We start from the raw sequence: 24,281 nt of genomic DNA on the forward strand, positions 1-24,281 counted from the left end.
ACGCGCTGGGGGGCTTTTTAGCTATTTCTCTATTCGAAGGTAAGGTAAAGAGTAACGGTATGGGCGCGCATGCTTTGCAGGCTGCGGCTGTACACGTTTGAGCCAGGTTGCAAAAGATTAGTCAGCCCGTGGGAGAAACGCAGCTCGGGGGCAAACTTGAATAACGGATAAAACAGGTCGAGGCCGACACCATACTCAATGGCAATGTCGCTGTCGTTAGTGCGCAGTAGATTGCGCTCCGGGTCTTTGCGGCGGTTGCCGACGTTAAAGCTAGGCTTTACGCCCCCCACCACATACACCCGCGTATTGCGCCGCCGATCCGATCTAAACTTCAACAGAAGCGGAAAGTCAAGCTGCGTAGTCCCTATTTCCTGGGTCTGGATAGAGTCACTGGTGAGCAAGGGCTTAAACTCCACGCGACGCGTGATAAAGCTCACTCCCGGCGTGAAGCGCAGGTTGAAATGATTGGCCAGGCGCACATCACCAACGAAGCCAACAGAAAAGCCAGGGCTAATGATGGAGTTAGCAGTTACCGCCTGGCTACCTACATACGCCTGCGACTGCTCAATGCTGTAGCTCGAGAAATTGGGGGCAACATAGAAGCCGGGGTGAAACCACCGGCTGTCATAATCGGCCAGGTTATCGATGGTGATAGACTTAACATTACCTCTTTTACCAATTTTAGCGCGGGGTTTACGCTTTTGCTGCGCCTGAGAACTAAATGAGAGCAGCAGAAAAAATCCGACCAGAGCCAGACAAATTACTTTTGAGCCGTGTAAATGGAGCTTATGCCGAACGTGAGGGGTTGCCATGCGGGATTTTTGAAGCCAACCTGCTGTAAGATAGACAGGAAGTCAGGACCATCGGGGAAAGCCTGCACCGATTCGGGCAGGTAGGTGTAGGCAGCCCGGTCTTTGGAAATGAGCTTACCAAAAACGGGCAATACGCGCCGAAAATAGAAATTATACGCTTGCTTAAGGGGAAAAGCGGTGGGTTTGGAGAACTCCAGAATCACCAGTTTGCCTCCCGGCCGCAATACCCGCTGCATTTCAGCGAGTCCTTGCTTAAGGTTTTCAAAATTACGCACTCCAAACGAAGCCGTCACCGCGTCGAAGTGATTATCTGGAAAAGGCAGGCTTTCCGAATCGCCCAGCTCCAGTTGAATACGGTGCGAAAGGCCTTTCTCATTCAGTTTGCGCCTCCCTACCTCCAGCATTCCCTCCGAAATATCTACCCCAGTCACCTGCGTTTCCGGCGACAGGCGCAGGCTCTCGATGGCAAAGTCGGCCGTGCCGGTCGCTATATCAAGAATGCGCGCCGGGCGCAGATCCTTCAGCTGATTCACGGCCTTACGCCGCCAGTAAATATCGGTGCCAGCGCTCAGAAAGTGATTCAGGAAGTCATACTTGCCAGCGATGCTATTAAACATCTGGGCTACCTGCGACTTCTTGCCGGCAGCATCATCTTTATAGGGTACAACGGTCATAATGCTCTGGGGCAAACAACGAAGGAAGGAGGGCAAAATTGCTCAAACATAACGCGCTGGGGGGCATTATGTTGAAAAAACGGGTCGGGCATAGAGCCCGACCCGTTTTCTGGGGTGTTGGAAAGCTGATTAGTCGTTGTCGGTCTTCACTTTCGTTTTGCCGTCAGCGTCTTTCACCTTGGAGTCAATCTCGCCGTTTTTGGCTTTGGTTTTCGACGCCTCGCCGTTGGGTGACTCCGTCTTGATTTTCACCTTCTCGTCATCCACTTTCGTTTTGATCATGGTGCCGTCGGCCGTTTTAACCTTGACCTTTCCATCGGGCAACGCGGTTCCCATGGGAGCAGCAGAGGTAGCTGAGTCAGTGGAGGTAGCTGGAGCTACCGCTTGAGAAGAAGAAGTTGGCGTGGTGCCAGCACCTGTCGTAGTAGTGCTGTTACCCGTGTTCAAAGCCGGAGCAGGCTCGCCTTCACGCTGAATCACGCGGAACTCAACCCGACGGTTAAGCTGCATGTTTTCAGGTGAATCGTTCGGAGCAGCCGGACGACGCTCACCGTAGCTTGCGGTTACGAGGCGAGCATCTGAGATGCCCTTACGCAGCAAGTACTTGTAAGCAGCCGTTGAGCGGTTGTCGCCGAGGGTCATGTTGTACTCATCCGTATTGCGCGCGTCGCAGTGACCTTCCACCGAAATATTTACGCCGGGGTTTGACTTCAGGATGCTAGCGATTCTATCCAGCTCCGTGATAGACTCAGGGCGCAGTGCATACTTGTCGGTCTCGAAGTAGATCTTCTTGAAGGCGTACACGTTGGAGCTATCCACATAGGGCACGTAGAAGTTCTTCTCAACTATCGTCGAGTCGTTGGTAGCCACTGGCACCTGGAACTCCTCGGTAATAATGTTCTTACCATCTACCGATACAGCTACCTGATAGGGACGACCCGACAGGACGCTGACTTGATAATCACCGGTTCCGGGCTTAGTTACGTCGCGGTAGCTAAGAGCTGTCTGGTCAGCCTGAGTACCACTGAATACTAGTTCTGCCCCTGGAATTACCGTGCTGTCGCGCAAGCTGAACACCTTACCCCGAATAGTGGCATTCTTGATGTAGTTGATGGTATAGATGTCTTTCTCCCCGTAACCACCAATGCGGTAGCTGGATAGATAAGCATAGGTACCATCTGGGCTTAAACGATAGTAAGTATCATCATCGGGCGTATTGATAGGGTAGCCCATGTTCTCGGGTCGACCCCACTTCCGACCAATCGAGTCATAAGTAGACTTGAAGATGTCGTAGCCGCCCATGGTATTCAGACCGCGTGAGCTGAAGTACATGGTTTTGCCATCCTTGCTCAGGTACGGGCTATCATCATCGTACTTGGTGTTGATGCCAGTTACTGGCTTAGGCTTACCCCAATCTCCATTGCCAGAGCGGGTAGATACGTAGATGTCCAGCGTGTTATCCTCGGAGTATTTTCCGGTAGAAAAATACATCGTCTGACCGTCTGGCGTGATATAAGCGTCCGACTCGAAAGCGTTTGTATTTACATTGCCATTCAGCTTTTTGGGTGGAGTCCAATCACCTCCGGTTTTTTCGGAGTAGAACAGGTCACCATTCTCGTCTTGGCGGTACATCAGCATTTTGGTGTCGTTGTCGAACACCTGAATGGATGCGTCGTGGCCTTTACCGTTGAGCACGCCGCTTAGCGAGCGAGGCTTTTCCCATTCGTCGTCGCCAATGCGCTTAGCCTCGAAAATGTCCTCGAAGTACTCACCATCAGAAGCCAGGTTACCGCCTTTTTTGCTATCGGCGTTACCAGCACCAGTTACATTCTCGCCCCGTGAAGTGAAGAGTAAAATCTTGTCATCGGCCGAAATAACGGGGCTGTGCTCGGAGTGAATCGTGTTGATTGTAGGCCCAAGGTTCTTAACAAAGATATCCTTAGGAGTACTGAACTGAACTTTAGCGTTTTTGCTGTGCTGAATCAGCTGAGCCAGCTCTGATTTGCGCGTGTCCTTCTGCTTAAGAGTAGCGTTGTAGGTCTGATAATGCGTGATTGCCTCGTCGAAGTTATAGTTGAGGTGATCTACGCGGCCCAACCAGTACTCAACGTCCTTCGAAACCTTCGGCTTCAAGCGTTGCGCTTTATAGATATAGTCGCTGGCCTTTTCCTTATCAAACGACATGTATGAAACACCGGCCCGAAATAGAGCAAGCGCATTGTTTGGCTCCGCGGCTAATACCTGCTCGTAAAAAGGAATAGAAGCGCGGTAGTTCTCTTGGGAAAAGAACTTATTCGCAGTCTTGAGCTGCTTGCGGCTGCCCTGAGCCATTGTGGGCTGGGCAACAGCAGCGGCAAGAGCGAAGGCGCAAGAAGCTTTCAATAAACTTCTGACTAAGTTATCCATTGTTGGAGGGTTAAATACTAAAGGGTGCAGGGAGTAAGAAGTAGCAAGAGGCGCTTAGCGTAATAGAAGTAATTTCCGGGCAAATTGGCCCCTTATACTTAGATGTAGTGCCAAGGTTAGTAAGTCATCTTATACCATTTAAGAAACTGTGCTCAAAAAGTACAAACAACAGTTCAATAAGACTGGCATATTTCTATCCAAAAAGCAGGTACTTGGCGGCAAAGATAGAAATTTTATAATACGACCTTCATCCTATCCAATTTAATTAAAAAGAATCGTGTAATGAATTTTACACCTCGTAAATCAATGGTCTAAATATATAAGGACAAACAATAAATCAAGCCTATAATAAATTCTAAAACAAGGTTCTGACAGCTATCCAAAAATCAACTGCACGGTACGGCCAAGGCTTTCACTTACCTTTGTATCCTCACCCGTGCAGAGAAGACCATGCTGATTCGCGAAGCTAAATTCGTCACAAGTAACTCACGCGCAGACCAATGCCCTCCGCCTAACCTGCCCGAATACGCTTTTATCGGGCGCTCCAACGTGGGCAAATCCTCGCTGATTAATATGCTTACCAATCAGAAAGGACTAGCTAAAACCTCCTCCTCCCCCGGCAAGACGCAACTTATAAATCACTTTCTGATCAATGATGAGTGGTATTTAGTCGATTTGCCGGGCTATGGCTATGCTAAGGTGAGCAAGACGGCGCGGGCAGCCTGGAGCAAAATGATTGGGTTCTACATGCGCCAACGCGAGAACCTAACCTGCGTATTCGTACTTATCGACTCGCGCCACCCTCCCCTGGCCCCTGATCTGGAGTTTATTGAGATGCTAGGAAAGGAAGAGGTTCCCTTCGTACTCGTGTTCACCAAAGCCGACAAGCAGTCGGGCTCGCGTACTCAGCAGAATGTGGTGGACTACACTCGTAAGATGAGTGAAACCTGGGACGAACTTCCGCGCTATTTTATCACGTCGGCGGAGGATATGACGGGCCGCGATGAAGTGCTTGGTTTTATTAATGAGATAAATAAGCAGTTGGCCCAAGCCCCTGATAATTCTTAAATTGGCCTTGTAATTGCCGATATGAGAATATTATTTTTCGACTTATTTATCTGTTTTTTTCATGAAAAAAATCTCTTTTGTTTTTTTACTGGGCTTATTACTTAGTTCAGCACCAGCCTTTGCTCAGACGCCGGCAGCTAAGCCAGCGACGACCACCGCGGCAGGTGGCGTAGGCAAAGCTATTCCGGTGGCCGAGTACTACGAAGGTGGGCAAGAGGCCATGTATGCCTTCATCGATAAGCAAATCAACTACCCTGTCTTGGCTCGGCGCAACCGTATTCAAGGCACTTGTATTGTGAGCTTTACGTTGAACACAGACGGTACCATGACGGGCATTAAGCTCGTGAAGGGCGTGGGCGGCGGCCTCGGCGAAGAAGCCCTGCGAGTGGTGCGCCTGCTCAAGTTTAACAAACCTGATTACGCGATTCTGACTAGCTTGCCCATCGTTTTCCGCTTGTCGGCTAATAAGCCGGCTGGCAATACTGAATAACTTTTCTTTTTCATCCCAACTGTTTTTTTATGCCCTACGACCTGAAGGAAATTGCCGCCATAAGCGGAATGCCGGGTCTTTACCGCTTGGTGCGTCCAACCCGAAACGGCGTTATCGTGGAGTCGCTCGACGAGAAGGCGGCCCGCTCGGTAGCCTCAGCCCGCAACAAGGTTTCACTCCTGCAGGAGATTTCCATTTATACCCAGGATTACGACCAGACAGTGCCCCTGGCGGAAGTATTCGACCGGATTTATCAGCAGCACGGCAACAGCTTACCTGTCAACAACAAAGCTGATGACCGCGACCTGACGGCCTTCATGGAAGCCATTATTCCAGACTATGACCGTCAGCGCGTGTACATGTCTGATATTAAGAAGCTGGTATCGTGGTATCACGCCGTAAGCAGCCGCCTTGACTACCAGGCTCCAGCTACGGAGGAGGAAACCACTAGCACTGAGGAAACAGATAAGCCGGCGGCTAAAAACGCCCCCCAGGCCAAATCGGCAGACAGGGCAGGCACTCAGCAGGAAGAGCCAGCAGCTGACGAGGCGCTGAGCACCGCGGGTATTATCCCCGCTGAAGGCGAATCGGACGAGCCCACCAACCCTGAAGCGGGTGATGAAAGCAAGGCAGCCAAAAAAGGCAAGAAAAAAGCCTAGCCGCCACCTGACGGATTCGGCGCATAAAAAAGCCCCCTAGATTTCATCTGGGGGGCTTTTTTATGCGCTGAACGGTATCCGATTAGCAAACGCTAACTAATCGCAACATTCGCCGGCGCCTGCTCCTTAGCCAACAACGCCTCGGCTTGCTCAACCAGCTCCGTGGACCCGATAAACAAGGGGCAACGCTCGTGCAGGTTGCTGGGCTCAATCTCCATTGTCCGCTGACGGCCATTACTGGCTTTGCCCCCGGCTTGCTCCACAATGAAAGCCAGCGTGTTGCACTCGTATAACAAGCGCAGTTTGCCTTGGGGGGCTTTTTTGGTGGCCGGGTAAATGTAAATACCGCCCTTGAGCAGATTGCGGTGAAAGTCGGCCACCAGTGAGCCGATGTAGCGGGCCGAGAAATTGCTCTCTTTGCAGTGCGCCACGAAGGCCGCTACTCCCGGTGAGAAGGAGTCGGAGCTACCTTCATTTATCGAGTAAACCGTGCCCGTTTTAGGCGACACAATGTTTGGGTGCGAGAGAAAAACTCGCCCAGTGATGGCTCGTAAGTGAAGCCATTTACCCCGTTGCCGGTCGTGTACACCAGCATGGTGCTGGAGCCATAAATAACGTAGCCGGCCGCTACCTGGTGGGTGCCAGGCTGCAGGCAATCCTGCTCCGTACCATCGGTGCCGGTGGGCGACATACGCCGGTAGATGCTGAAAATAGTGCCAATAGAGACGTTTACGTCAATGTTAGAAGAGCCATCCAGCGGGTCGATGGCCACGATGTACTTACCCTGGGTATTCCCGGTTTGGATCATCTCATCGTCTTCTTCCGACACGATGGTGCACACCTCACCGCCGTTGCGCAGGGCCCGGATGAAGCGAATATTAGCAATCACGTCGAGCTTCTGCTGGTCTTCGCCCTGCACGTTGCGGTTGCCGTAAGCGCCGGCAATATCGATGAGGCCCGAACGATTGATTTCGCGGTTCACGATTTTGGCCGCTAAAGCAATGTCGCGCAGCAGCTGAGAAAGCTCCCCGGTAGCGTAGGGAAAGTCCTCCTGCTTGCGCATAATGAAACGGTCGAGGGTGGCGCCGACCGGAAGAGCGAGTTTATTATGATCCATGTGGGTGGGATAGTGAGCGGTGGGTCTGGTGTACAAAACTAAGGGATTTGAGTTGTTTACGAAGCTTGAGCAGTAGCTACCACACCTTTTCCAGTTCAATTCGCAACACTAAAGCCGAGTACGTACTTTTGGCCCATGCAGGAAAAGCATCGTTTGCAGGTCTACAAGTTTGGGGGCGCATCAGTGCGCGATGCCGAGGCTATTCGCAATCTGGCACGTATCGTGGGCAAAAATGCCTCCCACGACCACTTGCTCATTGTGGTGTCGGCGATGGGCAAGACCACGAACGCGCTGGAGGAAATATTCCATCTGGCGCATTCGGGCCAAGAATATGCCGCTCCACTATCTGTATTACGTTGCTATCATCAGAAAGTGGCTACCGAGCTAATGGAGAATACTGGGGGGCAAATTGGCTCTGATGATGCTACCGAAAGCCACCTGAAAACACTGCTGACCCAACTCAGTGACCAGCTCACCGCCCTCACGCCCGGCGACTACGATCGGCAGTACGACCAGATTGTGAGCTACGGCGAATTACTGGCGACCAGCATCGTCGCCCAAGCCCTGGGCGCGCACTGCCTTGATTGTCGGCCCCTCATTCGCACCGACCATACCTGGCGCGAAGGCCGCCTCGACTGGTCCACCACCGAGTACAATATTCGTGATGAAGTGCCCCGGCTTCTGCTCACGGGGCCAGTAGTGACGCAGGGCTTTCTGGGTGGTACGGCCAGCGGCGCTACCACCACGCTCGGCCGCGAGGGCTCCGACTACACCGCCGCCATTTTTGCGTATTGCCTGCACGCGGAGTCTGTTACCATTTGGAAAGACGTGGCCGGCCTGCTCAATGCCGACCCCAAAATCTTCGCTGATACGGTGCGCTACCCGGAAATCAGCTACCAGGAAACCATTGAAATGGCGTATTATGGGGCCTCCGTTATTCACCCCAAAACCATCAAGCCCTTGGCCGTGCAGCATATTCCGCTGTATGTGAAGTCGTTTCTGGACCCCACGGCCGAGGGAACCCGCATTGGTGACTGCCGACACGCGGCCCTGGCGCCGGCCTTTATTCGCAAAACCAATCAATGCCTGATCTCCTTTGAATCGAAAGACCTCACCTTTATTTCGGAGGAAAACCTGGAAGTCATTTTTGGAGCCCTAGCTCAGGTACGACTCAAGATTAATCTGATGCAGAACTCGGCCATTTCTTTTTCCGTCTGCACCGACTTCTCTCCCTACCGCCTCGAAAAGCTATTGGCGCACCTGCGTGACCAGTTCACCATTTATTACAACACAGAGCTGGAACTGTACACTATTAAAAATTACGACGCGGCCAGCATCAAGCGCCTCACTACGGGCCGCGAGCTGCTGCTGGAACAGCGCACCCGCCTTACTTTTCAATTTGTCTCGCGAATCGCAGATGCTGCTGGTTCTTCGCTGATTAGCTGATTTAGCCAACTTCACTTCACCTGACTAATGAAGGCTGCTTTTCTGCCAACTTCACGTTTTCGAGTACTTATCGTACCCCTACACCTTGCTTCTGCGCAACGGCAAAAAGTTGTCTGCATCAGCGAAATCAGCGTTTAATCTGTAACACCTGTGATCATGGAATTTATAACCGTTACGCCCGCCGCGCGGCCCCAAGTCGCGCTTATTCAGCTTAATCGGCCTAAAGAGCTGAACGCGTTGAATTTACAGCTAATGCAGGAAGTAGCCGCGGCCCTGAAAGAATTGTGCGCCGACGATACCGTGCGCGTTATCGTGCTCACCGGCAGTGAGCGAGCCTTCGCCGCGGGCGCCGATATTAAGCAGATGGCGGGGCGTACGGCCATCGATATGCTAACCATTGACCAGTTCAGCACCTGGGACCAGATTCGGAAAACGCATAAGCCGCTGATTGCCGCCGTTTCGGGCTTTGCGCTGGGCGGCGGCTGCGAGCTGGCCATGATCTGCGACATGATTGTGGCTTCGGAGACGGCGCAGTTTGGCCAGCCCGAAATTCGCATTGGTACGATGCCGGGCGCGGGTGGTACTCAGCGACTTACGCGCGCTTTGGGCAAGGCACGCGCCATGGAGATGGTGCTTACCGGCCAGCCGATTTCAGCGCAGGAAGCCGAGCGCCACGGCTTGGTAAATCGGGTGGTGCCGGTGGGGCAATACCTGGAGGAAGCGTTTCGGTTAGCGGCCAGTATTGCCCAGATGTCGCCGGTAGCGGCGCGCCTGGCCAAAGAATCGGTGAATCGGGCGTTTGAAACGCATCTGGATGAAGGCCTGCACTTTGAGCGTAAAAACTTCTATATGACTTTCGCTTCCGAAGACCAGAAAGAAGGAATGGCCGCTTTCGTGGAAAAGCGTCCGGCCGATTTTAAGGGGCGCTAGTATAGAAAGTGAAGGGACGTATACTACTGCGTTACCTCACTTTCTGCCTTTTTACGCAACCTCCAGGGAGTATCGGTTTTTTGCCCCCCAACGAACAATATTTTCCTTTTATACCTTATTAAGGCAAGCTTTAAAGAGAATCCCTTCTTTCCATGAGCACTTCAGCTGAACAATCTGACGCCTCGTTGCCAGCGGCTCCCACCCGCCAATGGCTGCGCGACCGGCTGACCCAGGCGGGCCTGCGGGCCACGCGCCAGCGTCTGCTTATTCTGGAGAGCCTGGTGGTGGCAAAGGGCCACCCAACAGCCGAGCAAGTACACCGTCAGGTGCTGGCGCACGATGCTATGGTGTCGCTGGGCACGGTGTACAAGGCGCTGGACACCTTTGTGGCCACTGGACTTACCAAGCGTGTTTCTACGGCTGAGGGCGACAGCCGTCGCTACGACGCCGATTGCTCGCCTCATCATCATTTATATTGCTCAAACACGCAGGAAATAATCGACTACTGCGACCCTGAGCTGGATGCGCTGATTCGGGAATTCCTGGAAGCTCGTGGCTTTCCCAACTTCCGACCCTGCTCCTTCTCTCTGCACATCACCGGCGAGCGAGCGGATTTGGCAAACGAGTCCTAATAAATGCCCCCCAGTGTCATCTTAGCGTATAGCAAAGCTGCCGAAGCTGCACGTGATGATAAAATGCGACTTTAGGCAACGTACAACCCTTCTACGTTCACCTTATTTCTTACATCTAACACCATTTCCATGGCAGTTCTAGTTGGCAAGCGTGCCCCCTCTTTTAAGGCTACGGCCGTCGTTGATAGCGAATTCGAGCAAGAGTTTTCCCTCGATCGGTATCTGGGCAAAAAGCATGTCGTCTTTTTCTTCTATCCCGCCGATTTCACCTTCGTTTGCCCTACCGAGCTCCTGGCCTTTCAGGATAAGTTAGCCGATTTTGAAGCCAAAGGCGTAGCTGTGGTAGGCTGTTCTACGGATACGCACTTTTCGCATTTTGCCTGGCTCAAAACACCGCGCGTGAGTGGCGGAATCGAGGGCGTTACGTATCCGCTGGTAGCTGATACCACCAAAACCATTGCTGCCAACTACGACGTGCTCGGCGGCCACTACGATTATAATGCAGCGGGTGAGATGACCTTTATAGGCTCGCCTCTCGCTTATCGGGCTCTTTTCCTGATAGATAAAGATGGAATTGTGCGCCATCAACTCGTGAACGACGGCCCGCTGGGGCGCAATATTGATGAAGCCTTGCGCATGGTAAGCGCCCTTCAGTACTATGAAGTGAAGGGCGAACAATGCCCGGCCAACTGGGTAGAAGGCAACGAGGCCGAATTTGCCACCCGCATCGGCGTACTCGACCACCTCGCCAAACAAGGCATAACACAATAGCTTCTGGTGTATTCTCGACCACAAGCATAAGCTCCGGCCACTTGGTCGGAGCTTTTTTGCAAATGGCTAACCAGAAGGCTGTAATTTTGTGCTCTGTTAGCTGTCGGCATATCATGCCAAGCCATGAAGCGCCTCGCTCGCGCATGAGTTAGTAAGCTCACCAAACACGCGAGATACTTCCTATCGGGACGCCAGATTAAGCGTGACAGACGCATTTCTTACCCACTGAAAACCGATTCATTGCTTTTCCTTTATAATCTTGCTCTCCAATCCTATGCCTTGCTGCTGCGCCTGGTCGCGTCGTTTGTGCCCAAGGCGGAGCAGTGGCTGAGTGGTCGACGCGCATTGCTGCCTCACATTCAGCAAACTCTAAAGGGAGAAACGGCGCCGCTGGTGTGGTTTCACTGCGCTTCGCTGGGCGAATTTGAGCAGGGCCGGCCGCTTATGGAGGCCTTTATGCAAGAGCATCCGCACTTTAAGCTCGTGCTCACATTTTTCTCGCCTTCCGGGTACAACGTGCGCAAAGCCTGGCCCGGCGCGCACTACATATTTTACTTGCCTCTCGACACCGCTGCCAACGCCCGCACCTTTCTCGATGCCGTACGCCCACAGTTGGCGGTATTCGTGAAATACGAGTTCTGGTATCATTTTCTGACCGAGCTTCAGCGGCGGCGCGTGCCGGTGGTATGCGTATCGGCTATTTTTCGGCCTCAGCAGGTGTTTTTCAAACCCTGGGGGGCTTTTTTCCGCAAAATAATCAGCCGCTTCACGCACATCTTCACCCAAAATGAGGCATCAGTTGAGCTGTTGCGCACCATCGGCATTCGGCAGGTCAGTGTGGCGGGCGACACGCGCTTCGATACGGTAGTGCGCACGGCCCTGGCTTCGCCTAAGCCACTGCCTTTGGTAGAAGCTTTTGTAGCCGATGGCGCGCCGGTGTTCGTTGTGGGCAGCAGCTGGCCCGAAGATTTGCCGGCCCTCACTCCCCTGCTGCGCCAGTATCAGGAGGAGATGCGCTTTATAGTTGCCCCCCACGAAATCACCGAGACCAATCTGGCTTTGGTGGAAGCAGCTTTGCCCGGCCGCGTGGTGCGTTACTCAACCGCCACTCCGGCTACCGTAGCCAACGCGCGCGTGCTGCTCATGGACAATATAGGTTTGCTGAGTCAGCTCTACCGCTTCGGCACCTATGCCTACATCGGTGGGGCCTTTGGCAAAGGACTGCACAACACACTGGAAGCGGCGGCCTTTGGCTTACCGCTGTTTTTTGGCCCGACGTACACCAAGTTTCAGGAAGCGGTCGATCTGGTGGAGGCCGGATGTGCATTTCCGGTGCACACGGCGGCCGAGTTGAAAACGGCCTTTGGGCTGCTGTGGCACCAGAATGAAGTTCGGCTGCGGGTGCAGGATATGAGTCTGGAATACGTGCACCAGCAGGCCGGAGCCACCGCCACAATCATGGCGGCGCTGGCGAAAATGCACGTAGTACCCGTCGTTAATTAACTTATACTCTAGCACTCCTCCATGACTGGCATTGTCATCAAATCAACCGGCTCATGGTACCTGGTGCGCGAACACGGCACGGGCGTGTTGCACCGGTGCCGGCTGCGCGGCAAATTCAAGCACAAAGGCCTGAAAGTGAGTAACCCCTTGGCCGTAGGCGACCAAGTGGAGTTTACGGTAGAGGAACAAACCGAAGGTGCCGGTGTGATTCATCACATCGAGCCGCGCCGCAACTACATCATCCGCCGCTCGGTGCACAAAACCGAGCACGCCCACATTGTGGCCGCTAATCTTGACCAAGCCCTATTGGTCGTTACGCTGGTGTCGCCGGCTACCTCGTTCGGGTTTATTGATCGGTTTTTGGTAACGGCAGAGGCTTATAGCATTCCAGTAACGCTCATTTTCAACAAAACCGACCTCTACGATGAAGATCTGTCGGGCTATCAGGATCAGATTTCGGCTATGTACCAGCGCACGGGCTACCCCAGTTTGCGCTGCTCCGCTCAGTCGGGCGAAGGTATGGAGGCAGTTGATGCCTTGCTGGATGGGAAAGTGACGCTGCTGTCGGGCCATTCGGGCGTGGGCAAAAGCACGCTGATCAATGCGCTGGTGCCTGATTTGGACCTCAAAACCGCAGAAATCAGCGAGTTTTCGGATAAAGGCGTGCATACTACTACGTTTGCCGAGATGCTGGAAGTGCGCGCCGGCACCTATCTGATTGATACGCCGGGCATTAAAGAGCTGGGCTTAGTGGATATTCCGCCAGCCCAGCTGGCGCACTTCTTTCCCGAAATGCGGGCTTTACTAAATCAGTGCCGCTACCACAACTGCCAGCACGTGCACGAGCCCGGCTGCGTCGTGCGCGAATCTGTTGATAAAGGCCGAATTGCTCTGCCCCGCTATGACAGCTACCTGAGTATGCTCGCCGGGCAGGATAACCGGCATTAGACTACTCTTCCTCATTGGGTTCGGGCAACGGAGCACAGAACAATCCAGCAGCGGGGCCGTTTTGTTTAGAAAACCAACTCCATGCAGCTCCAAAACTCCACTTTCCTCATTACCGGCGGTACGCTCGGTATCGGCTATGCCACCGCCAAGTTATTGATTCAGCACGGCGCCAAGGTGGCCATCACGGGGCGTACGGCGGCCACGGTGAAGCGCGCCGCCACCGAGTTAGGCGCTCTTGGCATCACAGCCGATGTCAGTAAGCCCGCCGATGTGCAGCGCACCTACCAGGAGTTTCTGGCTGAGTTCGGCCACCTGGATTGTTTGATCAACAATGCGGGCATTGGGACCAGCAAGAAACTAGTGGACATCACGCCCGAAGACTTCCAGCGCGTACACGACACCAATATTGTAGGGGCGGCGCTGATGGCCCAGCAAGCCGCTAAGCTGTTTATGGAGCAGAAGTCGGGCAACATCATCAACATCGGCTCCTCCGCCGCGACCAAGGGCTACGAAGGCGGCTCTATCTATGTGGCCTCCAAGTTTGCTCTGCGCGGCATGACCCAATGCTGGCAAAGCGAGCTGCGCAAGTACAATGTGCGCGTCATCCTAGTAAATCCCAGCGAGGTAACAACCGCCTTCGGCAGCAAAGAGCGCCAGGAGCGGCCAGAGCAACCCAATAAGCTGCGCGGCGAAGAAATTGCTTCCGCTATCAAAGGCGCTCTGGAAATGGATGACCGTGGCTTTATCACGGAGTTAAATGTGTGGGCCACCAATCCTTTCTAATAAGGTAACAGAACGTCATGTTGAGGTCACAAAGCATCTCGCGTGCAATGGTAAATCATTTAATACCACAATGAAGCGGGCGAGATGCTTCGTGACCTCAGCATGACGTTCTGTTATCGGTTGTTCGTTTCATAGAAAAAGCCCCCCAGACTAGGTCCGGAGGGCTTTTTTATAATACTAGTAGAAACCCAAATTATTTCGTGGGCATCAATACTTTGTCAATTACGTGGGCTACCCCATTGTTAGACAGCACGTCGGCTTGTACTACGTTGGCGCCATTCACGGTTACTTTGCCGCCAGCCGTGCTAACGGTTAGCTTTTCTCCCTGAATGGTGGTCAGCTGCTGGCCATCCTTCAAATCAGCGGCCATTAGGCGACCTTTTACGACGTGGTAGGTTAGTACACCTGACAGCTTCTCTTTGCTTTCGGGCTTCAAGAGGCCATCAAGCGCACCTTTGGGCAGCGCCTCAAAAGCAGCGTTGGTAGGAGCAAATACGGTGAACGGACCTGCGCTGGCAGCTTCGTCATCCAGGCCAGCGGCTTTGAGAGCCGTGGTAAGCGTGCTTATCTGCGACACAGCCATGGCGTTTTCTGCCAGGTTTTTACCCGAGGTATCCATGCGCGACGAGTCGTTCATTGCCATCGCGGGGTCCATAGCCGTGGTATCGGTCATGGCCATGTCGGTGGTTTCGGTGGTAGTGGTCGTCTCGGCGGTTTTGTTGTCACCACAGCTCGTCATGCCAAAAGCAAAGGCGGTGGCGGTAAACAACGTAAACGAGGTGTTTCTCAGGGTCTTTTTCATAAGACGCAGATCAGGGTTTTGGTTGAAGAAAAAAGAAAGGTAAGGTGGTAAGACAAGCGGATTTAGTAGCTAGGCATACGCAGTAAGCTAAACAGTGGACACGTGCGCCCTAGGTTTTGGCTACCTTTGCGCCGCTTAGTTGAGCTTAATAAGCGCCAGCTTGCACTTTGTGTTTAAAAATTTATTTTCTACCCGCATGAAAACTGCTGAGATTCACACCAATAGAGGTGTAATGAAGGTCGAGTTCTTTGAGAAAGACGCGCCAAGCACTGTCAAGAACTTCACCGACCTGGCCCAGAAAGGCTTCTACGACGGCCTGAAATTTCACCGTGTCATCCCTAATTTCGTGGTGCAGGGCGGCGACCCCAATACCCGCGCTGGCGCGAAAGGCGCGCCCGGCACGGGCGGACCCGGCTACAAAATCAAGTGCGAGACGTCGGGTGAAAACCAATACCACGACCGGGGCATCCTGAGCATGGCCCACGCGGGCAAAGACACCGGTGGCTCGCAATTTTTCATCGTGCACTCTCGCCAGAATACGGCCCACCTCGACCGGGTACATACCGTATTTGGCAAAGTGGTAGAAGGCCTGGACGTGATTGACCAGATCAAGGCCGACGACGAGATTCAGAAGATTGTCGTAACAGAAGCTTAGGCAACTGTCAAATTACAACGTACCAAAAAAGCCCCCCAGACTCGGTCTGGGGGGCTTTTTTAATATTCAGTCATCATTGACTCAACTAACCAAACAGCATTGGAAAATATCACAAAGTCTGATTCTTTGCGCCTTAACCGTATGATTCATAACTTGTTAAATTATTTTGCATATACTATACAAAGTCGAATAAGCGCCACAATTGGTTTGGCCTAGCCGATTACTATACCCTACTTGAAGGTGAGCACTAGCGTTTTCCATTTCATTGACACGCGAGCCGGCAGATTCTCCGCTATAATCTCCTTGTATGGCCTTTCCTTCTACTCCCGCGTTTGCTGCTGTGCGGCTTTTTCGCCAACGGCTGGTAGCCACTACGCTTAGCTGGCTGGCGCTGGCCGCCCATCTCATCCTGATTTCGGGGTGCAATTACTACCGCACAAAGCCCCAGGAAGTTACTCCGGCATCAGTCACTAGGCTGGCCGAATCCAAGATATTCCTGATTCATCAGGGTAGCACAATTTGGCAGCTCAACAATCCGAAGCTCAACGGCGAAGTACTTACCGGGCAGAAAGCAGGTCTAACTCCCGCTTTGGCTTCCTACCCTGCGCCATCGCCCGGTGGTGGCTCACCGCGTTATAAATCGAGGAATAAAGAGCTGGCCTTGAACCTGGTGCATTTGTATATCACCGACTTCCAGGCGGGCGAAGGCGAGCAGGTCACCATACCGCTAACGGCGATGAATCGCTTGGACGTAGTGGAAGCGAATACCGGTAAAACTGTTCTCTCCCACGTGCTGGGTGCACTGGGTATCGGGGCGGGTATTTTCACCCTCATCGGGATTATCGCCATACTCACCAAAAGCTCCTGCCCGTTTGTGTATGCGCATAATGGCGAGCAGTATCAATTTGTGGGCGAAGCGTACGGCGGGGCCATTTTTGCGCCAGCCGAGCGCGACGACTACATGCCTCTACCCCACATCCAAGCCACCGGGGGCAATTTCAAGTCAAAATAACGAATGAGCTGCGCGAACGGCAGTATACTAATGTGGCCGAACTGTGGGTGGCGCACCACGCCGAGGATGTGCAGGTGCTGCTGGACAAAACTGGCAATGTGCACACCATTTCCCGGCCGCAAGCGCCGACCAAAGCCGTGTCCATGCGGGGCGTCGACTATGCTACCCAGCTCGCCGCCACCGACCATAAGGTGTTTCTCTTTAATGAAAAAGCGCCGGGCGCAACCCAAAACAGTGTGGTGCTCAGCTTCGATAACCCTACCCAAGCCAGAACGGGCAAGCTGGTACTCCACGCCCAGAACTCGCTGTGGCTGGATTATCTCTACGGCGAGTTCACCAAGAAATTTGGGAGTGCATTTAACAAATGGGCCAGCACCCAGAAGGATGTTCCGGCTGAGGAGCTGAATCAGTGGTCGTTAGACCAAGGGATTCCATTGAAGATCTCCCTCAAAACGGCCAGCGGCTGGCAGCTGATCGATAATATTCCCACGGTTGGCCCCCTCGCCTCCCGCGACCTGGTTATTCCCCTTACCCTGCCCGCTGGGTTGGCTTCTCAGCCGCTGCAAGTGAAAGTAGAAACGGGCTTCATGTTCTGGGAGCTGGACTATGCCGCCGTTGATTTCACGCCAAATCAGGCGGTGCGCCTGGAAAAAAGCCCCCAGAAACGGCCCGCGACGAAATCGGCCGCGACCAGCGCCAGGCGCTTTCCAAAGTGGATAAGAACTACTTGCAGCAGCTTCAACCCGGCACGGCGGTTACGCTCACGTACCACGCCACGCCGCCGCCGGCCGGCCAGCGCAGCACTGCTTTTTTACGCACCCGCGGCTATTACGAGCACATTCGGCAGTACGAGGGAATGCCCAATCTGCCCCAACTCTACGCTTTCCGCCGGCCGGGCCGCTTTATTGAGTTCTCGAAAGAAAAGTATCAAGAGTCGCAGCAGGAAATGAATCTGGCCCTAGTCAACCCCTAACGATAATGGAATCAACCCTTATTCCTGAGCTGAACTACCTGGACGCCGCCCCCGCGCCGGCCGCCGTCACGCCGGTTTCCATTGCCTTACCAACTTTGCCCCCCACGGTGATTGCGTCGCCGCTCAAGCGGGCTTTGCTGAATGGCGTGATAAGTCTGGTGGGGAAAAAATTAGTGTTCCAGTATCTGCGGACGCCAGCCAGAATACGACGGGCGGCCGAGCAGGTGCAGCTACTGCGCGAAACGTACTACGGTGAGCTTCGGGTGCAGAAAATAGCCTGCGTGGCCGGGCGCTACTACCAGGAATTTCAGAAGCCCGGCTGGCCAGCGGTCGCCTTCACCAGCTACATAGCAACTACCCTCAACCGCTTAGTGCCTTTCCGCGCCGAGCAGAATACCGTGCAGATGGTGTTTCTGGCCATCACCAAAAAATGCCCCCTGGCCTGTGAGCATTGCTTCGAGTGGGATGCGCTGAATCAGCGGGAGAAGCTTTCCCTGACCGATTTGCGCACGATGGTGGCCAACTTTCAGAATCGGGACGTCACCCAGATTCTTTTCAGCGGCGGCGAGCCGATGGTGCGTATCAACGACATGCTGGAGGTGTTACGCACGGCCAGCTCCGGCACCGACTTCTGGGTATTTACCTCCGGCTTCAACTTTACGCCGGCCAATGCGCAGCGACTCAAGCAGGCCGGCCTGACGGGCGTTTCCATTAGCCTCGATCATCATGAGCCCGCGCGGCACAATGCGTTCCGGGGCTCGGCGGAGGCGTACCAGCTAGCTATTCAGGCCGTAGTTAATGCCAAGGAAGCCGGATTGGTAGTTGCCCTGACGCTGTGCGCCACGCAGTCGTTTACTACTGCCGCCAACCTGATGGCGTACGCAGCGATGGCCAAGCAGCTGGGGGTCACGTTTATTCATGTGCTGGAGCCGCGGGCCGTGGGTCATTATGCCCAGCAGGAAGTTGACTTAGGCCCGACCCAAACAGCGCTGTTGGATGAATTCTACCTGAAGCTCAACTACAGCGGCGACTACCACGACTGGCCCATTGTGCACTACTACGGCTACCATCAGCGGCGCATGGGCTGTAGCGGCGGCGCCGACCGTTTCCTCTACGTAGACACCGACGGCGACATGCACGCTTGCCCTTTTTGCCAGAAGAAGTCGGGCAGCGCGCTTTCTACCGCTTTTGGTGACGCGCTGCAGGGAGTCAGAAAAAGCGGATGTCATCAGTTTCCAGCATCTACGATGTGAGCTGCAGTCTTTTTGTGCGGAAGCGGGCCTGTTTTGTTACAGGCCCGCTTTTTCTATTTCCATAGGATAAGGCTCATTGAAGTTACCAATGCGGTAAGTGTCCCAATAAAATTGCTAAATCCGCCGATTTAAGCAACTGAAGCAAACCAAGAAAAAATGTAAAGTTTCCATAACCGACCTAAGCCGAGTAATGCCGTTCTTTACTTCTCATCCACTAAACCAAACGCCTCTCCCTATGAAACACTTTCTCCGCATAGCAGCCTGCTGCTCCGTTGCCCTCCTGGGAGCCTGCAACGACGATCATAACCCATTCATTATCAAAGCCCCGCAAGTGTCGGCGCTGCGGTTTATTGGCGAACAGATTGTTCCTTTTGGCCAAACCTATACTGGCACTACGCTGGGGGGCTTTTCGAGCATTGATTATCGCGCTGATAACAACTCGTACTACATCATGTGCGACGATGCCTCGGCGCTGCAGCCGGTGCGCTATTACACCGCTACTCTCAGCTTCGACCAAAATCGCTTTACGGGTGTCAACTTTACGAGCGTTACTACGCTGAAGCGCCCCGATGGCAGCAACTTCCCCAGCTTCGCCACCGACCGTAACAACGCCATCGACCCCGAAGGCATTCGCTACGACCCGAGCACCAACCGCATTATCTGGTCGAGCGAAGGCATTCGCAACGTGGCCGTTACGCCCCCCGTGCTCAATCAGCCTTTCCTGCGCGAGGCCAATACGGATGGTACGTACGTTGCCGATTTCGGCTTGCCCCAGCTGTTCCGCATTCAAGCAACCGAAAATGGTACCCGCTCCAACGGCTCTTTCGAGGGTTTATCGCTCACGCCCGATAGCCGCTACTTGTTTGCTTCCCAGGAAGAGCCGCTGTACGAAGATGGCCCCCGCGCCGATGTGGGCGTAGCCAACTCACCCGCCCGCATTGTGCAGTACAACCGCGCCACGCGCCAGCCCATTGCGCAGTATGCCTACCTGCTCGACGCCGTGCATCAGGCACCCAACCCCGCCAATCAGTTTCGCCTCAACGGCATTGTAGAGGTGCTGGCTCTGTCGGATAAGAAGCTGCTGGTGATGGAGCGCTCCTTTGCCGTGGGCGCCACCCCCGATTACTCCGTAAAGATCTACGAAGTTAACCTGGCCAGTGCCACCGATATCTCCGGCCTGAATTCCCTCCAAGCTGCCATCTACAAACCCGTCCAAAAGCGCCTCATCCTCGACCTGGCTTCTACGGGCATCCGCCGGGTAGATAACCTGGAGGGCATGACCTTCGGCCCGAAATTGCCGAATGGCAACCGTTCGTTGATCTTAGTAGCAGATGACAATTTCAGCAGCGGGCAGATTTCGCAGTTTCTGGCTTTCGAGGTTATTCCCTAAGGGCTAACAGATACGCCGTCTAGGAAGTCGCCGTAAAGCTGTATCCGAAGAGGCAACGTATGTTCTACATAGGTTGCCTCTTTAGTATTGCGGCTACTACGGTAGAGGCATTTGCGCCACCTAAGCTAGATGACCAGACAATTCGCTGCCTGATGCAACAAGCATATTATGAACAATTTGTATGATAATTCCGTAAGAAAAACAACACACAAAATACCTATATCATGATATTACGAACCAACATACAGCGGGTTATTCTACTTCTTTCCCTACCGCTAGCCATGAGCTGCGCCCTCGTCGGCGGCGGCACCTCCTCCGATCCGCAGGTGCAGGAAATGGAGCGCCGCGTAGAGGAGCAAAAGCGTATTGTGGATGAGATTGAGCTACGCGCCAAAAGTGAAAACCAAGAGCTTAAGGCTCGGGAGCTGCGCCTGAAGGCAGCTAAAAACGACGCTAAATCCCGGAATATATAATCCGTTTTTCCTTGTGTTTATCCACCCAAAAAAGCCCCCCAGACATGGTCTGGGGGGCTTTTTTGTTTTACTATGTAAAACCAATCTATTTGTATTTCCGAGTGCGGAGCTTGCGCTAGATCGGGGCGGCCTCCGCTTCCGCTCGTGAGCGGATGGGTGCGGTACGGGTGAGTTCTTCGTACTCGGCTCGATTAGCGTAATATCCGGTTTCAAACAAGTACGGGTCCACGTAAGCGGCTACAGGCGGATTAGCGTGGTGAGTTAAGCGGGTTGGCTGCGGCTGCCCGGCCACCGAATCGGCCGGTACGAAAGCCGCTGGCTGGGGCACGCTAGGCACTGACGACGGAAGAGAAGGCTTTTTCATGGGCGGGGCTGCGCGGCAGCGTAGGCTAACTACTGTTGCTTGTTAGAGCGGTACCCGGTAAGAACGACGCACTGCCCCGGCCGGTTCCGGCTAGTATTTCTTTACGATATCTTACATTCACTGGTCTATCTTCTTCTCTCTTTCACTCTTTACTACATGGTACCTTCTTCTACCCTATTTGATGCTCACGGCTAGACGCTACGTCTTTTTCAGCGCAAAAACAACGGTGCCAAGGCCGTAGATCAGCTTATTGGCATTTGCACCGGCATTCTAGCCGATGGCGAGGTCAACGAAAATGAAGCAATCTTCTTTGCTGAGTGGCTGCGTACGCACACGCCCGCCGAACCTATCTGGCCCTTCACTGAAGTGCTGAAGCGCGTGGAGCGCATTTTTACTGATGGCGTGTGCGATGCCGAGGAAAAAGACAAACCCCGGCTGTTCACGCAGCCGGGGTTTTTTAATAGCTCTTAAGCAGGTTTGACCTTGCGAGCGAGTTCCGGGAGCGGGGCGCTGGAAAAGCCCGATTGGGCCTTGCGAACGAAACGGGTAGCCGCGATAGTAAGATGCTGACGAGCCTCCGGGTCGGCGGCCAGCTCTTCGGCTTCCTGCCGCATTTTCAACACGTAAAGCAGGTTGATAACGTGCAGCCGATCAGTGCGGGAAGCTGCCTCACTCGTGCGCAAAAAGCCGTTCAACAGTTGAATATAGGACTCTAGCAGCGGCCCTTTGGCGTGCGTCAGGCCGGCATCGAAGAGCAGACCCGCTACTTGCGGGGCATGTGCCTCAACTGGCGCGACGGCTAACTCTTGCTGTAAGGCGGGAATATCGAGAAGGGCGACAGTAGTCATAGCAGCAAGTTACGGTTACAATTCATCTAACACGATGCGCGTATAGTCAGTTTCTTCTATTACGGCCAAGACATCAAACTCGGTTTGCGGCGCAAACAACACTTCGCGCTCATTCTGCCTGGGCACCTGCCCATATAGTCCGTGTTTGGCTATGGCCTCAATCAAGCGGCCGCTTTTAGACCTGATGTTAAACAAACAATTTTTGTGGGAAGTACGCAAAAACTTCATGGCTATGCTTACTTCCATACTAGCCGACAAAAAAGCCGGCCACCGAACGGGATGTCCGGTGCGGGCGCAGGCCCGGTAAAATTGTAGTTCGCTGGTCCGCAGCCATACCCCGCTAAATGCCTGACCTTCGTAGGGGGGCAACTTGCCCAGGGCCGTTATCAGCCCCCGCCCCAACTCTGAAGCGTTGGCACCGTCGGCGTACAAGTTAGCGTTCAGAGTTTCGTAGCCGTCTTCGGTGTACTGATACAGCAAGGCTTTTTCAGCAAGCGTTAATTCGGGCAGGGCGGTAGCATAGCCGCCGGTTTGGATGATGCGTAGGGTATCGGGCAGGTTTTTTGGCGTAAGCCAGGATTTCGCGTTGGCGCATAGAATAAATAGTCCTACCCTTACATACGCTGACCAGCGCCCTTACTCAGAATTGGCCGCAAAGTTATTTTTCCAGCAGTTCCCGCTGTTCCCGCTGTTCCAAGCCAAAATACCTGCGGACCTGGGCTAACAGCGAGATATAAGAAACCGATGTGCGTGGCACGACTTTTTGTAGGTTATTCTTCAAAAATAAAATCATAATCTACAAAAAGTCGTGCGCGATTAGTAGTCAGCCGGAAAGTAGCGGCGGCGCACGGCGTTCAACTCATTGAGGAGGGAAACCAGGGCGGGGGTAAAGCCAGGCGCACGAGCATCTACCACGCTCAGATGCCAGGCCCGCAGCACCAACTGGTGGTTGGTTTCCAGGAAGGGATAGTGAGTCAGCAGCTCCGCCAGAAAGGAGTGGGCATCCTGGGCCAGCACCAGTAGCAGATAAGACTGCACCAGCGCGGCGTGGCGCTGGCACCAAGCCGGACGGGCCAGAAAGTGGTGGTGTACGCGGGCCGCGCCGGCCAGGTCCTGGTTCCAGAGGTACACCGAAGCCAGAATGTGGTAGCCCGCGCTGCGCTCATCGGGGTCGGCTACGTGGGCCAGGGGATCGGCGGAGTCGGGCGGGCGGGCCAGCACCCCCTCGGCGGTGGCGGCCAGCAGGTAAGCCTCGGGGCGGGTGTCGGGACGGGCCTGGTGCAAACACAGGTAAGCTAATTGGAGCACGGCACGCTCACTACCGTAAGCCAGGGCTTGGCGCAGGGTGCTCTCGGCTAGCTCGGGCTGGTGCAGCTGGCTGAACTCGATGCGGCCGGTGTATTCCAGCACCCAAGGGGCCAGCCGCGCCGGCAATTTTGGGGCGGCGTCGGCGGCGCGGCGCAGATACGGGTAAGCCCGGTAGGGGTGGCCCAGGTAGGCGTAGTGCGTGAGGCCGAGGAGCATATCAACGGTAGGGTCTTTGCCGGCCAGGGGTTCCAGGCGAGCCAGCAAAGCGGCGTGGTCGAGGCCAAACAGATGGTGGGCGGCGGCCAGATGTTCGCTGATAGTGGCCGCGACCAGCGCGGCCGGTACGCGCAGGGGCGGCGGGGCGGGCGTTTCGCGGGCCGCGTCGGTATCGTGGGCGGCTTCTTTGGCGTCAAGGGTGGCAAAGCTGCGGTAGGCGTGCAGCTCGGCGTGGCCGCCGCGCTGGTTGGCGGGCGTATAGGTCAGGGTCAGGGCCTCACCGGAAGCCAGCAGCAGCGGCAGGTAGCGCACCACCTCCCGCCGCCACTCGGTGCGGCCGGGGTCGGGCACGGGCCGCTGCTGGCGCAGGGCCGCCAACGCCGCCAACAGGTAGTCGGCTTTGAGGCGCGTGAGCGGCCAGCGGACGCGCAATTCGTAGCCCCCGGCGGCGATTTCCGCTATATCGTATTCTATGATGTCGCTTCGCACAGTGTAGTTCATCAGGCCCAGGCCTTCGTGCAAAAAGCCCCCCACCCAACCCCGGCGCGCTTCGGTTGCGCCCAGGTGGCGGGCAACGGTGACGTTGTTCACGTCAGCGAACACGCGCCAGCTTACGTCGCGGTAAGAAAAATGGGGCAGCTTGCTCATCGTACCCTCCCTACCCGACTACTGAATAACCGCTGGCTGGCGCGCGGGGGGCAATGAGGCCGGAGGAAGGGGTTTTTCATGGGCATTGCCGAACTACGCT

24 protein-coding genes and 1 pseudogene are annotated in these 24,281 nt (G+C 54.4%); 16 read left to right on the top strand and 9 right to left on the bottom strand.

The annotated features are described in order from the left end of the window. Positions 1–29: 29 nt before the first annotated feature. From porT to MKZ35_RS21040, 3 genes are all read right to left on the bottom strand, one after another. Complete coding sequence (gene porT / locus MKZ35_RS21030; RefSeq protein ID WP_482515182.1) at positions 30–812, bottom strand: type IX secretion/gliding motility protein PorT/SprT; 783 nt, start codon at positions 810–812, stop codon at positions 30–32. Next, a complete protein-coding gene (ubiE, locus tag MKZ35_RS21035) occupies positions 761–1,486 on the bottom strand; it encodes a bifunctional demethylmenaquinone methyltransferase/2-methoxy-6-polyprenyl-1,4-benzoquinol methylase UbiE (protein ID WP_482515183.1) in 726 nt (241 codons plus the stop codon). Before ubiE ends, porT begins: the two co-directional genes overlap by 52 nt. Positions 1,487–1,615: 129 nt before the next feature. Continuing rightward, positions 1,616–3,892 (bottom strand): OmpA family protein, encoded by a 2,277-nt coding sequence (locus MKZ35_RS21040; RefSeq protein ID WP_482515184.1) that lies wholly within the window; start codon positions 3,890–3,892, stop codon positions 1,616–1,618. 450 nt (positions 3,893–4,342) lie between these two features. Between MKZ35_RS21040 and yihA the strand changes: the two genes are divergently transcribed. The 3 genes from yihA to MKZ35_RS21055 all read left to right on the top strand — a co-directional run bounded on the left by yihA (position 4,343) and on the right by MKZ35_RS21055 (position 6,109). Continuing rightward, entirely contained in the window at positions 4,343–4,960 is a 618-nt protein-coding gene (gene yihA, locus MKZ35_RS21045) for a ribosome biogenesis GTP-binding protein YihA/YsxC (protein ID WP_482515185.1), read from the top strand. 61 nt (positions 4,961–5,021) lie between these two features. After that, positions 5,022–5,450 (top strand): TonB family protein, encoded by a 429-nt coding sequence (locus tag MKZ35_RS21050; RefSeq protein ID WP_482515186.1) that lies wholly within the window; start codon positions 5,022–5,024, stop codon positions 5,448–5,450. A gap of 29 nt (positions 5,451–5,479) precedes the next feature. Further along, positions 5,480–6,109, top strand: a complete 630-nt coding sequence (locus MKZ35_RS21055) for a DUF5606 family protein (RefSeq protein WP_482515187.1) — start codon at positions 5,480–5,482, stop codon at positions 6,107–6,109. A 92-nt stretch (positions 6,110–6,201) separates the two neighbouring features. On the opposite strand, the pseudogene fbp reads toward MKZ35_RS21055, so the two are convergent. Beyond that, positions 6,202–7,226 (bottom strand): annotated as a pseudogene (gene fbp / locus MKZ35_RS21060) (class 1 fructose-bisphosphatase). Positions 7,227–7,361: 135 nt separating this feature from the next. Between fbp and MKZ35_RS21065 the strand changes: the two are divergent. From MKZ35_RS21065 to MKZ35_RS21095, 7 genes are all read left to right on the top strand, one after another. Further along, positions 7,362–8,672 carry an aspartate kinase gene (locus MKZ35_RS21065; RefSeq protein ID WP_482515188.1) on the top strand — a complete coding sequence of 437 codons (1,311 nt, stop codon included), beginning with the start codon at positions 7,362–7,364 and terminating at the stop codon, positions 8,670–8,672. 156 nt (positions 8,673–8,828) lie between these two features. After that, on the top strand, positions 8,829–9,602 hold the full coding sequence (locus tag MKZ35_RS21070) for an enoyl-CoA hydratase-related protein (protein WP_482515189.1): 774 nt from the start codon (positions 8,829–8,831) through the stop codon (positions 9,600–9,602). Positions 9,603–9,754: 152 nt separating this feature from the next. Further along, positions 9,755–10,234: a Fur family transcriptional regulator gene (locus tag MKZ35_RS21075; protein WP_482515190.1), complete on the top strand. Its 480-nt coding sequence runs from the start codon at positions 9,755–9,757 to the stop codon at positions 10,232–10,234. Positions 10,235–10,363: 129 nt separating this feature from the next. Continuing rightward, a complete protein-coding gene (locus MKZ35_RS21080) occupies positions 10,364–11,005 on the top strand; it encodes a peroxiredoxin (RefSeq protein WP_482515191.1) in 642 nt (213 codons plus the stop codon). A 240-nt stretch (positions 11,006–11,245) separates the two neighbouring features. Then, complete coding sequence (locus tag MKZ35_RS21085; RefSeq protein WP_482515192.1) at positions 11,246–12,508, top strand: 3-deoxy-D-manno-octulosonic acid transferase; 1,263 nt, start codon at positions 11,246–11,248, stop codon at positions 12,506–12,508. A gap of 21 nt (positions 12,509–12,529) precedes the next feature. Then, complete coding sequence (gene rsgA, locus MKZ35_RS21090) at positions 12,530–13,456, top strand: ribosome small subunit-dependent GTPase A (protein WP_482515193.1); 927 nt, start codon at positions 12,530–12,532, stop codon at positions 13,454–13,456. A gap of 81 nt (positions 13,457–13,537) precedes the next feature. Further along, positions 13,538–14,239: an SDR family oxidoreductase gene (locus MKZ35_RS21095; RefSeq protein ID WP_482515194.1), complete on the top strand. Its 702-nt coding sequence runs from the start codon at positions 13,538–13,540 to the stop codon at positions 14,237–14,239. Positions 14,240–14,432: 193 nt separating this feature from the next. On the opposite strand, the gene MKZ35_RS21100 is transcribed toward MKZ35_RS21095, so the two are convergent. Beyond that, entirely contained in the window at positions 14,433–15,041 is a 609-nt protein-coding gene (locus MKZ35_RS21100; protein WP_482515195.1) for a fasciclin domain-containing protein, read from the bottom strand. A 196-nt stretch (positions 15,042–15,237) separates the two neighbouring features. On the opposite strand from MKZ35_RS21100, the gene MKZ35_RS21105 reads away from it, so the two are divergent. From MKZ35_RS21105 to MKZ35_RS21130, 6 genes are all read left to right on the top strand, one after another. After that, the gene (locus tag MKZ35_RS21105) at positions 15,238–15,696 is read left to right on the top strand and encodes a peptidylprolyl isomerase (RefSeq protein WP_482515196.1); all 459 of its coding nucleotides are present in this window, start codon (positions 15,238–15,240) and stop codon (positions 15,694–15,696) included. 307 nt (positions 15,697–16,003) lie between these two features. Beyond that, entirely contained in the window at positions 16,004–16,708 is a 705-nt protein-coding gene (locus tag MKZ35_RS21110; protein ID WP_482515197.1) for a hypothetical protein, read from the top strand. Between the two features lie 32 nt (positions 16,709–16,740). After that, positions 16,741–17,658, top strand: a complete 918-nt coding sequence (locus tag MKZ35_RS21115) for a hypothetical protein (protein ID WP_482515198.1) — start codon at positions 16,741–16,743, stop codon at positions 17,656–17,658. 28 nt (positions 17,659–17,686) lie between these two features. Then, the gene (locus MKZ35_RS21120; protein WP_482515199.1) at positions 17,687–18,934 is read left to right on the top strand and encodes a radical SAM protein; all 1,248 of its coding nucleotides are present in this window, start codon (positions 17,687–17,689) and stop codon (positions 18,932–18,934) included. A gap of 235 nt (positions 18,935–19,169) precedes the next feature. Then, a complete protein-coding gene (locus tag MKZ35_RS21125; protein ID WP_482515200.1) occupies positions 19,170–20,324 on the top strand; it encodes an esterase-like activity of phytase family protein in 1,155 nt (384 codons plus the stop codon). Positions 20,325–20,605: 281 nt separating this feature from the next. Next, on the top strand, positions 20,606–20,797 hold the full coding sequence (locus MKZ35_RS21130; RefSeq protein WP_482515201.1) for a hypothetical protein: 192 nt from the start codon (positions 20,606–20,608) through the stop codon (positions 20,795–20,797). 115 nt (positions 20,798–20,912) lie between these two features. Here the strand turns inward: MKZ35_RS21130 and MKZ35_RS21135 are convergent, their stop codons facing one another. From MKZ35_RS21135 to MKZ35_RS21150, 4 genes are all read right to left on the bottom strand, one after another. Next, positions 20,913–21,161: a hypothetical protein gene (locus tag MKZ35_RS21135; protein ID WP_482515202.1), complete on the bottom strand. Its 249-nt coding sequence runs from the start codon at positions 21,159–21,161 to the stop codon at positions 20,913–20,915. A 467-nt stretch (positions 21,162–21,628) separates the two neighbouring features. Next, positions 21,629–22,009, bottom strand: a complete 381-nt coding sequence (locus MKZ35_RS21140) for a hypothetical protein (RefSeq protein WP_482515203.1) — start codon at positions 22,007–22,009, stop codon at positions 21,629–21,631. A gap of 15 nt (positions 22,010–22,024) precedes the next feature. Beyond that, positions 22,025–22,489 (bottom strand): ADP-ribosyltransferase domain-containing protein, encoded by a 465-nt coding sequence (locus tag MKZ35_RS21145; RefSeq protein ID WP_482515204.1) that lies wholly within the window; start codon positions 22,487–22,489, stop codon positions 22,025–22,027. Between the two features lie 336 nt (positions 22,490–22,825). After that, positions 22,826–24,181: a hypothetical protein gene (locus MKZ35_RS21150; RefSeq protein WP_482515205.1), complete on the bottom strand. Its 1,356-nt coding sequence runs from the start codon at positions 24,179–24,181 to the stop codon at positions 22,826–22,828. Between the last annotated feature and the right edge of the window lie 100 nt (positions 24,182–24,281).

The sequence above is a fragment of the Hymenobacter sp. R533113 genome (assembly GCF_056835965.1).

Coding starts and splice junctions, on each gene's coding strand:
- porT (WP_482515182.1), bottom strand. CDS start 812: ATGGCAACCCCTCACGTTCGGCATAAGCTCCATTTACACGGCTCAAAA.
- ubiE (WP_482515183.1), bottom strand. CDS start 1,486: ATGACCGTTGTACCCTATAAAGATGATGCTGCCGGCAAGAAGTCGCAG.
- MKZ35_RS21040 (WP_482515184.1), bottom strand. CDS start 3,892: ATGGATAACTTAGTCAGAAGTTTATTGAAAGCTTCTTGCGCCTTCGCT.
- yihA (WP_482515185.1), top strand. CDS start 4,343: ATGCTGATTCGCGAAGCTAAATTCGTCACAAGTAACTCACGCGCAGAC.
- MKZ35_RS21050 (WP_482515186.1), top strand. CDS start 5,022: ATGAAAAAAATCTCTTTTGTTTTTTTACTGGGCTTATTACTTAGTTCA.
- MKZ35_RS21055 (WP_482515187.1), top strand. CDS start 5,480: ATGCCCTACGACCTGAAGGAAATTGCCGCCATAAGCGGAATGCCGGGT.
- MKZ35_RS21065 (WP_482515188.1), top strand. CDS start 7,362: ATGCAGGAAAAGCATCGTTTGCAGGTCTACAAGTTTGGGGGCGCATCA.
- MKZ35_RS21070 (WP_482515189.1), top strand. CDS start 8,829: ATGGAATTTATAACCGTTACGCCCGCCGCGCGGCCCCAAGTCGCGCTT.
- MKZ35_RS21075 (WP_482515190.1), top strand. CDS start 9,755: ATGAGCACTTCAGCTGAACAATCTGACGCCTCGTTGCCAGCGGCTCCC.
- MKZ35_RS21080 (WP_482515191.1), top strand. CDS start 10,364: ATGGCAGTTCTAGTTGGCAAGCGTGCCCCCTCTTTTAAGGCTACGGCC.
- rsgA (WP_482515193.1), top strand. CDS start 12,530: ATGACTGGCATTGTCATCAAATCAACCGGCTCATGGTACCTGGTGCGC.
- MKZ35_RS21095 (WP_482515194.1), top strand. CDS start 13,538: ATGCAGCTCCAAAACTCCACTTTCCTCATTACCGGCGGTACGCTCGGT.
- MKZ35_RS21100 (WP_482515195.1), bottom strand. CDS start 15,041: ATGAAAAAGACCCTGAGAAACACCTCGTTTACGTTGTTTACCGCCACC.
- MKZ35_RS21105 (WP_482515196.1), top strand. CDS start 15,238: ATGAAAACTGCTGAGATTCACACCAATAGAGGTGTAATGAAGGTCGAG.
- MKZ35_RS21110 (WP_482515197.1), top strand. CDS start 16,004: ATGGCCTTTCCTTCTACTCCCGCGTTTGCTGCTGTGCGGCTTTTTCGC.
- MKZ35_RS21120 (WP_482515199.1), top strand. CDS start 17,687: ATGGAATCAACCCTTATTCCTGAGCTGAACTACCTGGACGCCGCCCCC.
- MKZ35_RS21125 (WP_482515200.1), top strand. CDS start 19,170: ATGAAACACTTTCTCCGCATAGCAGCCTGCTGCTCCGTTGCCCTCCTG.
- MKZ35_RS21130 (WP_482515201.1), top strand. CDS start 20,606: ATGAGCTGCGCCCTCGTCGGCGGCGGCACCTCCTCCGATCCGCAGGTG.
- MKZ35_RS21135 (WP_482515202.1), bottom strand. CDS start 21,161: ATGAAAAAGCCTTCTCTTCCGTCGTCAGTGCCTAGCGTGCCCCAGCCA.
- MKZ35_RS21140 (WP_482515203.1), bottom strand. CDS start 22,009: ATGACTACTGTCGCCCTTCTCGATATTCCCGCCTTACAGCAAGAGTTA.
- MKZ35_RS21150 (WP_482515205.1), bottom strand. CDS start 24,181: ATGAGCAAGCTGCCCCATTTTTCTTACCGCGACGTAAGCTGGCGCGTG.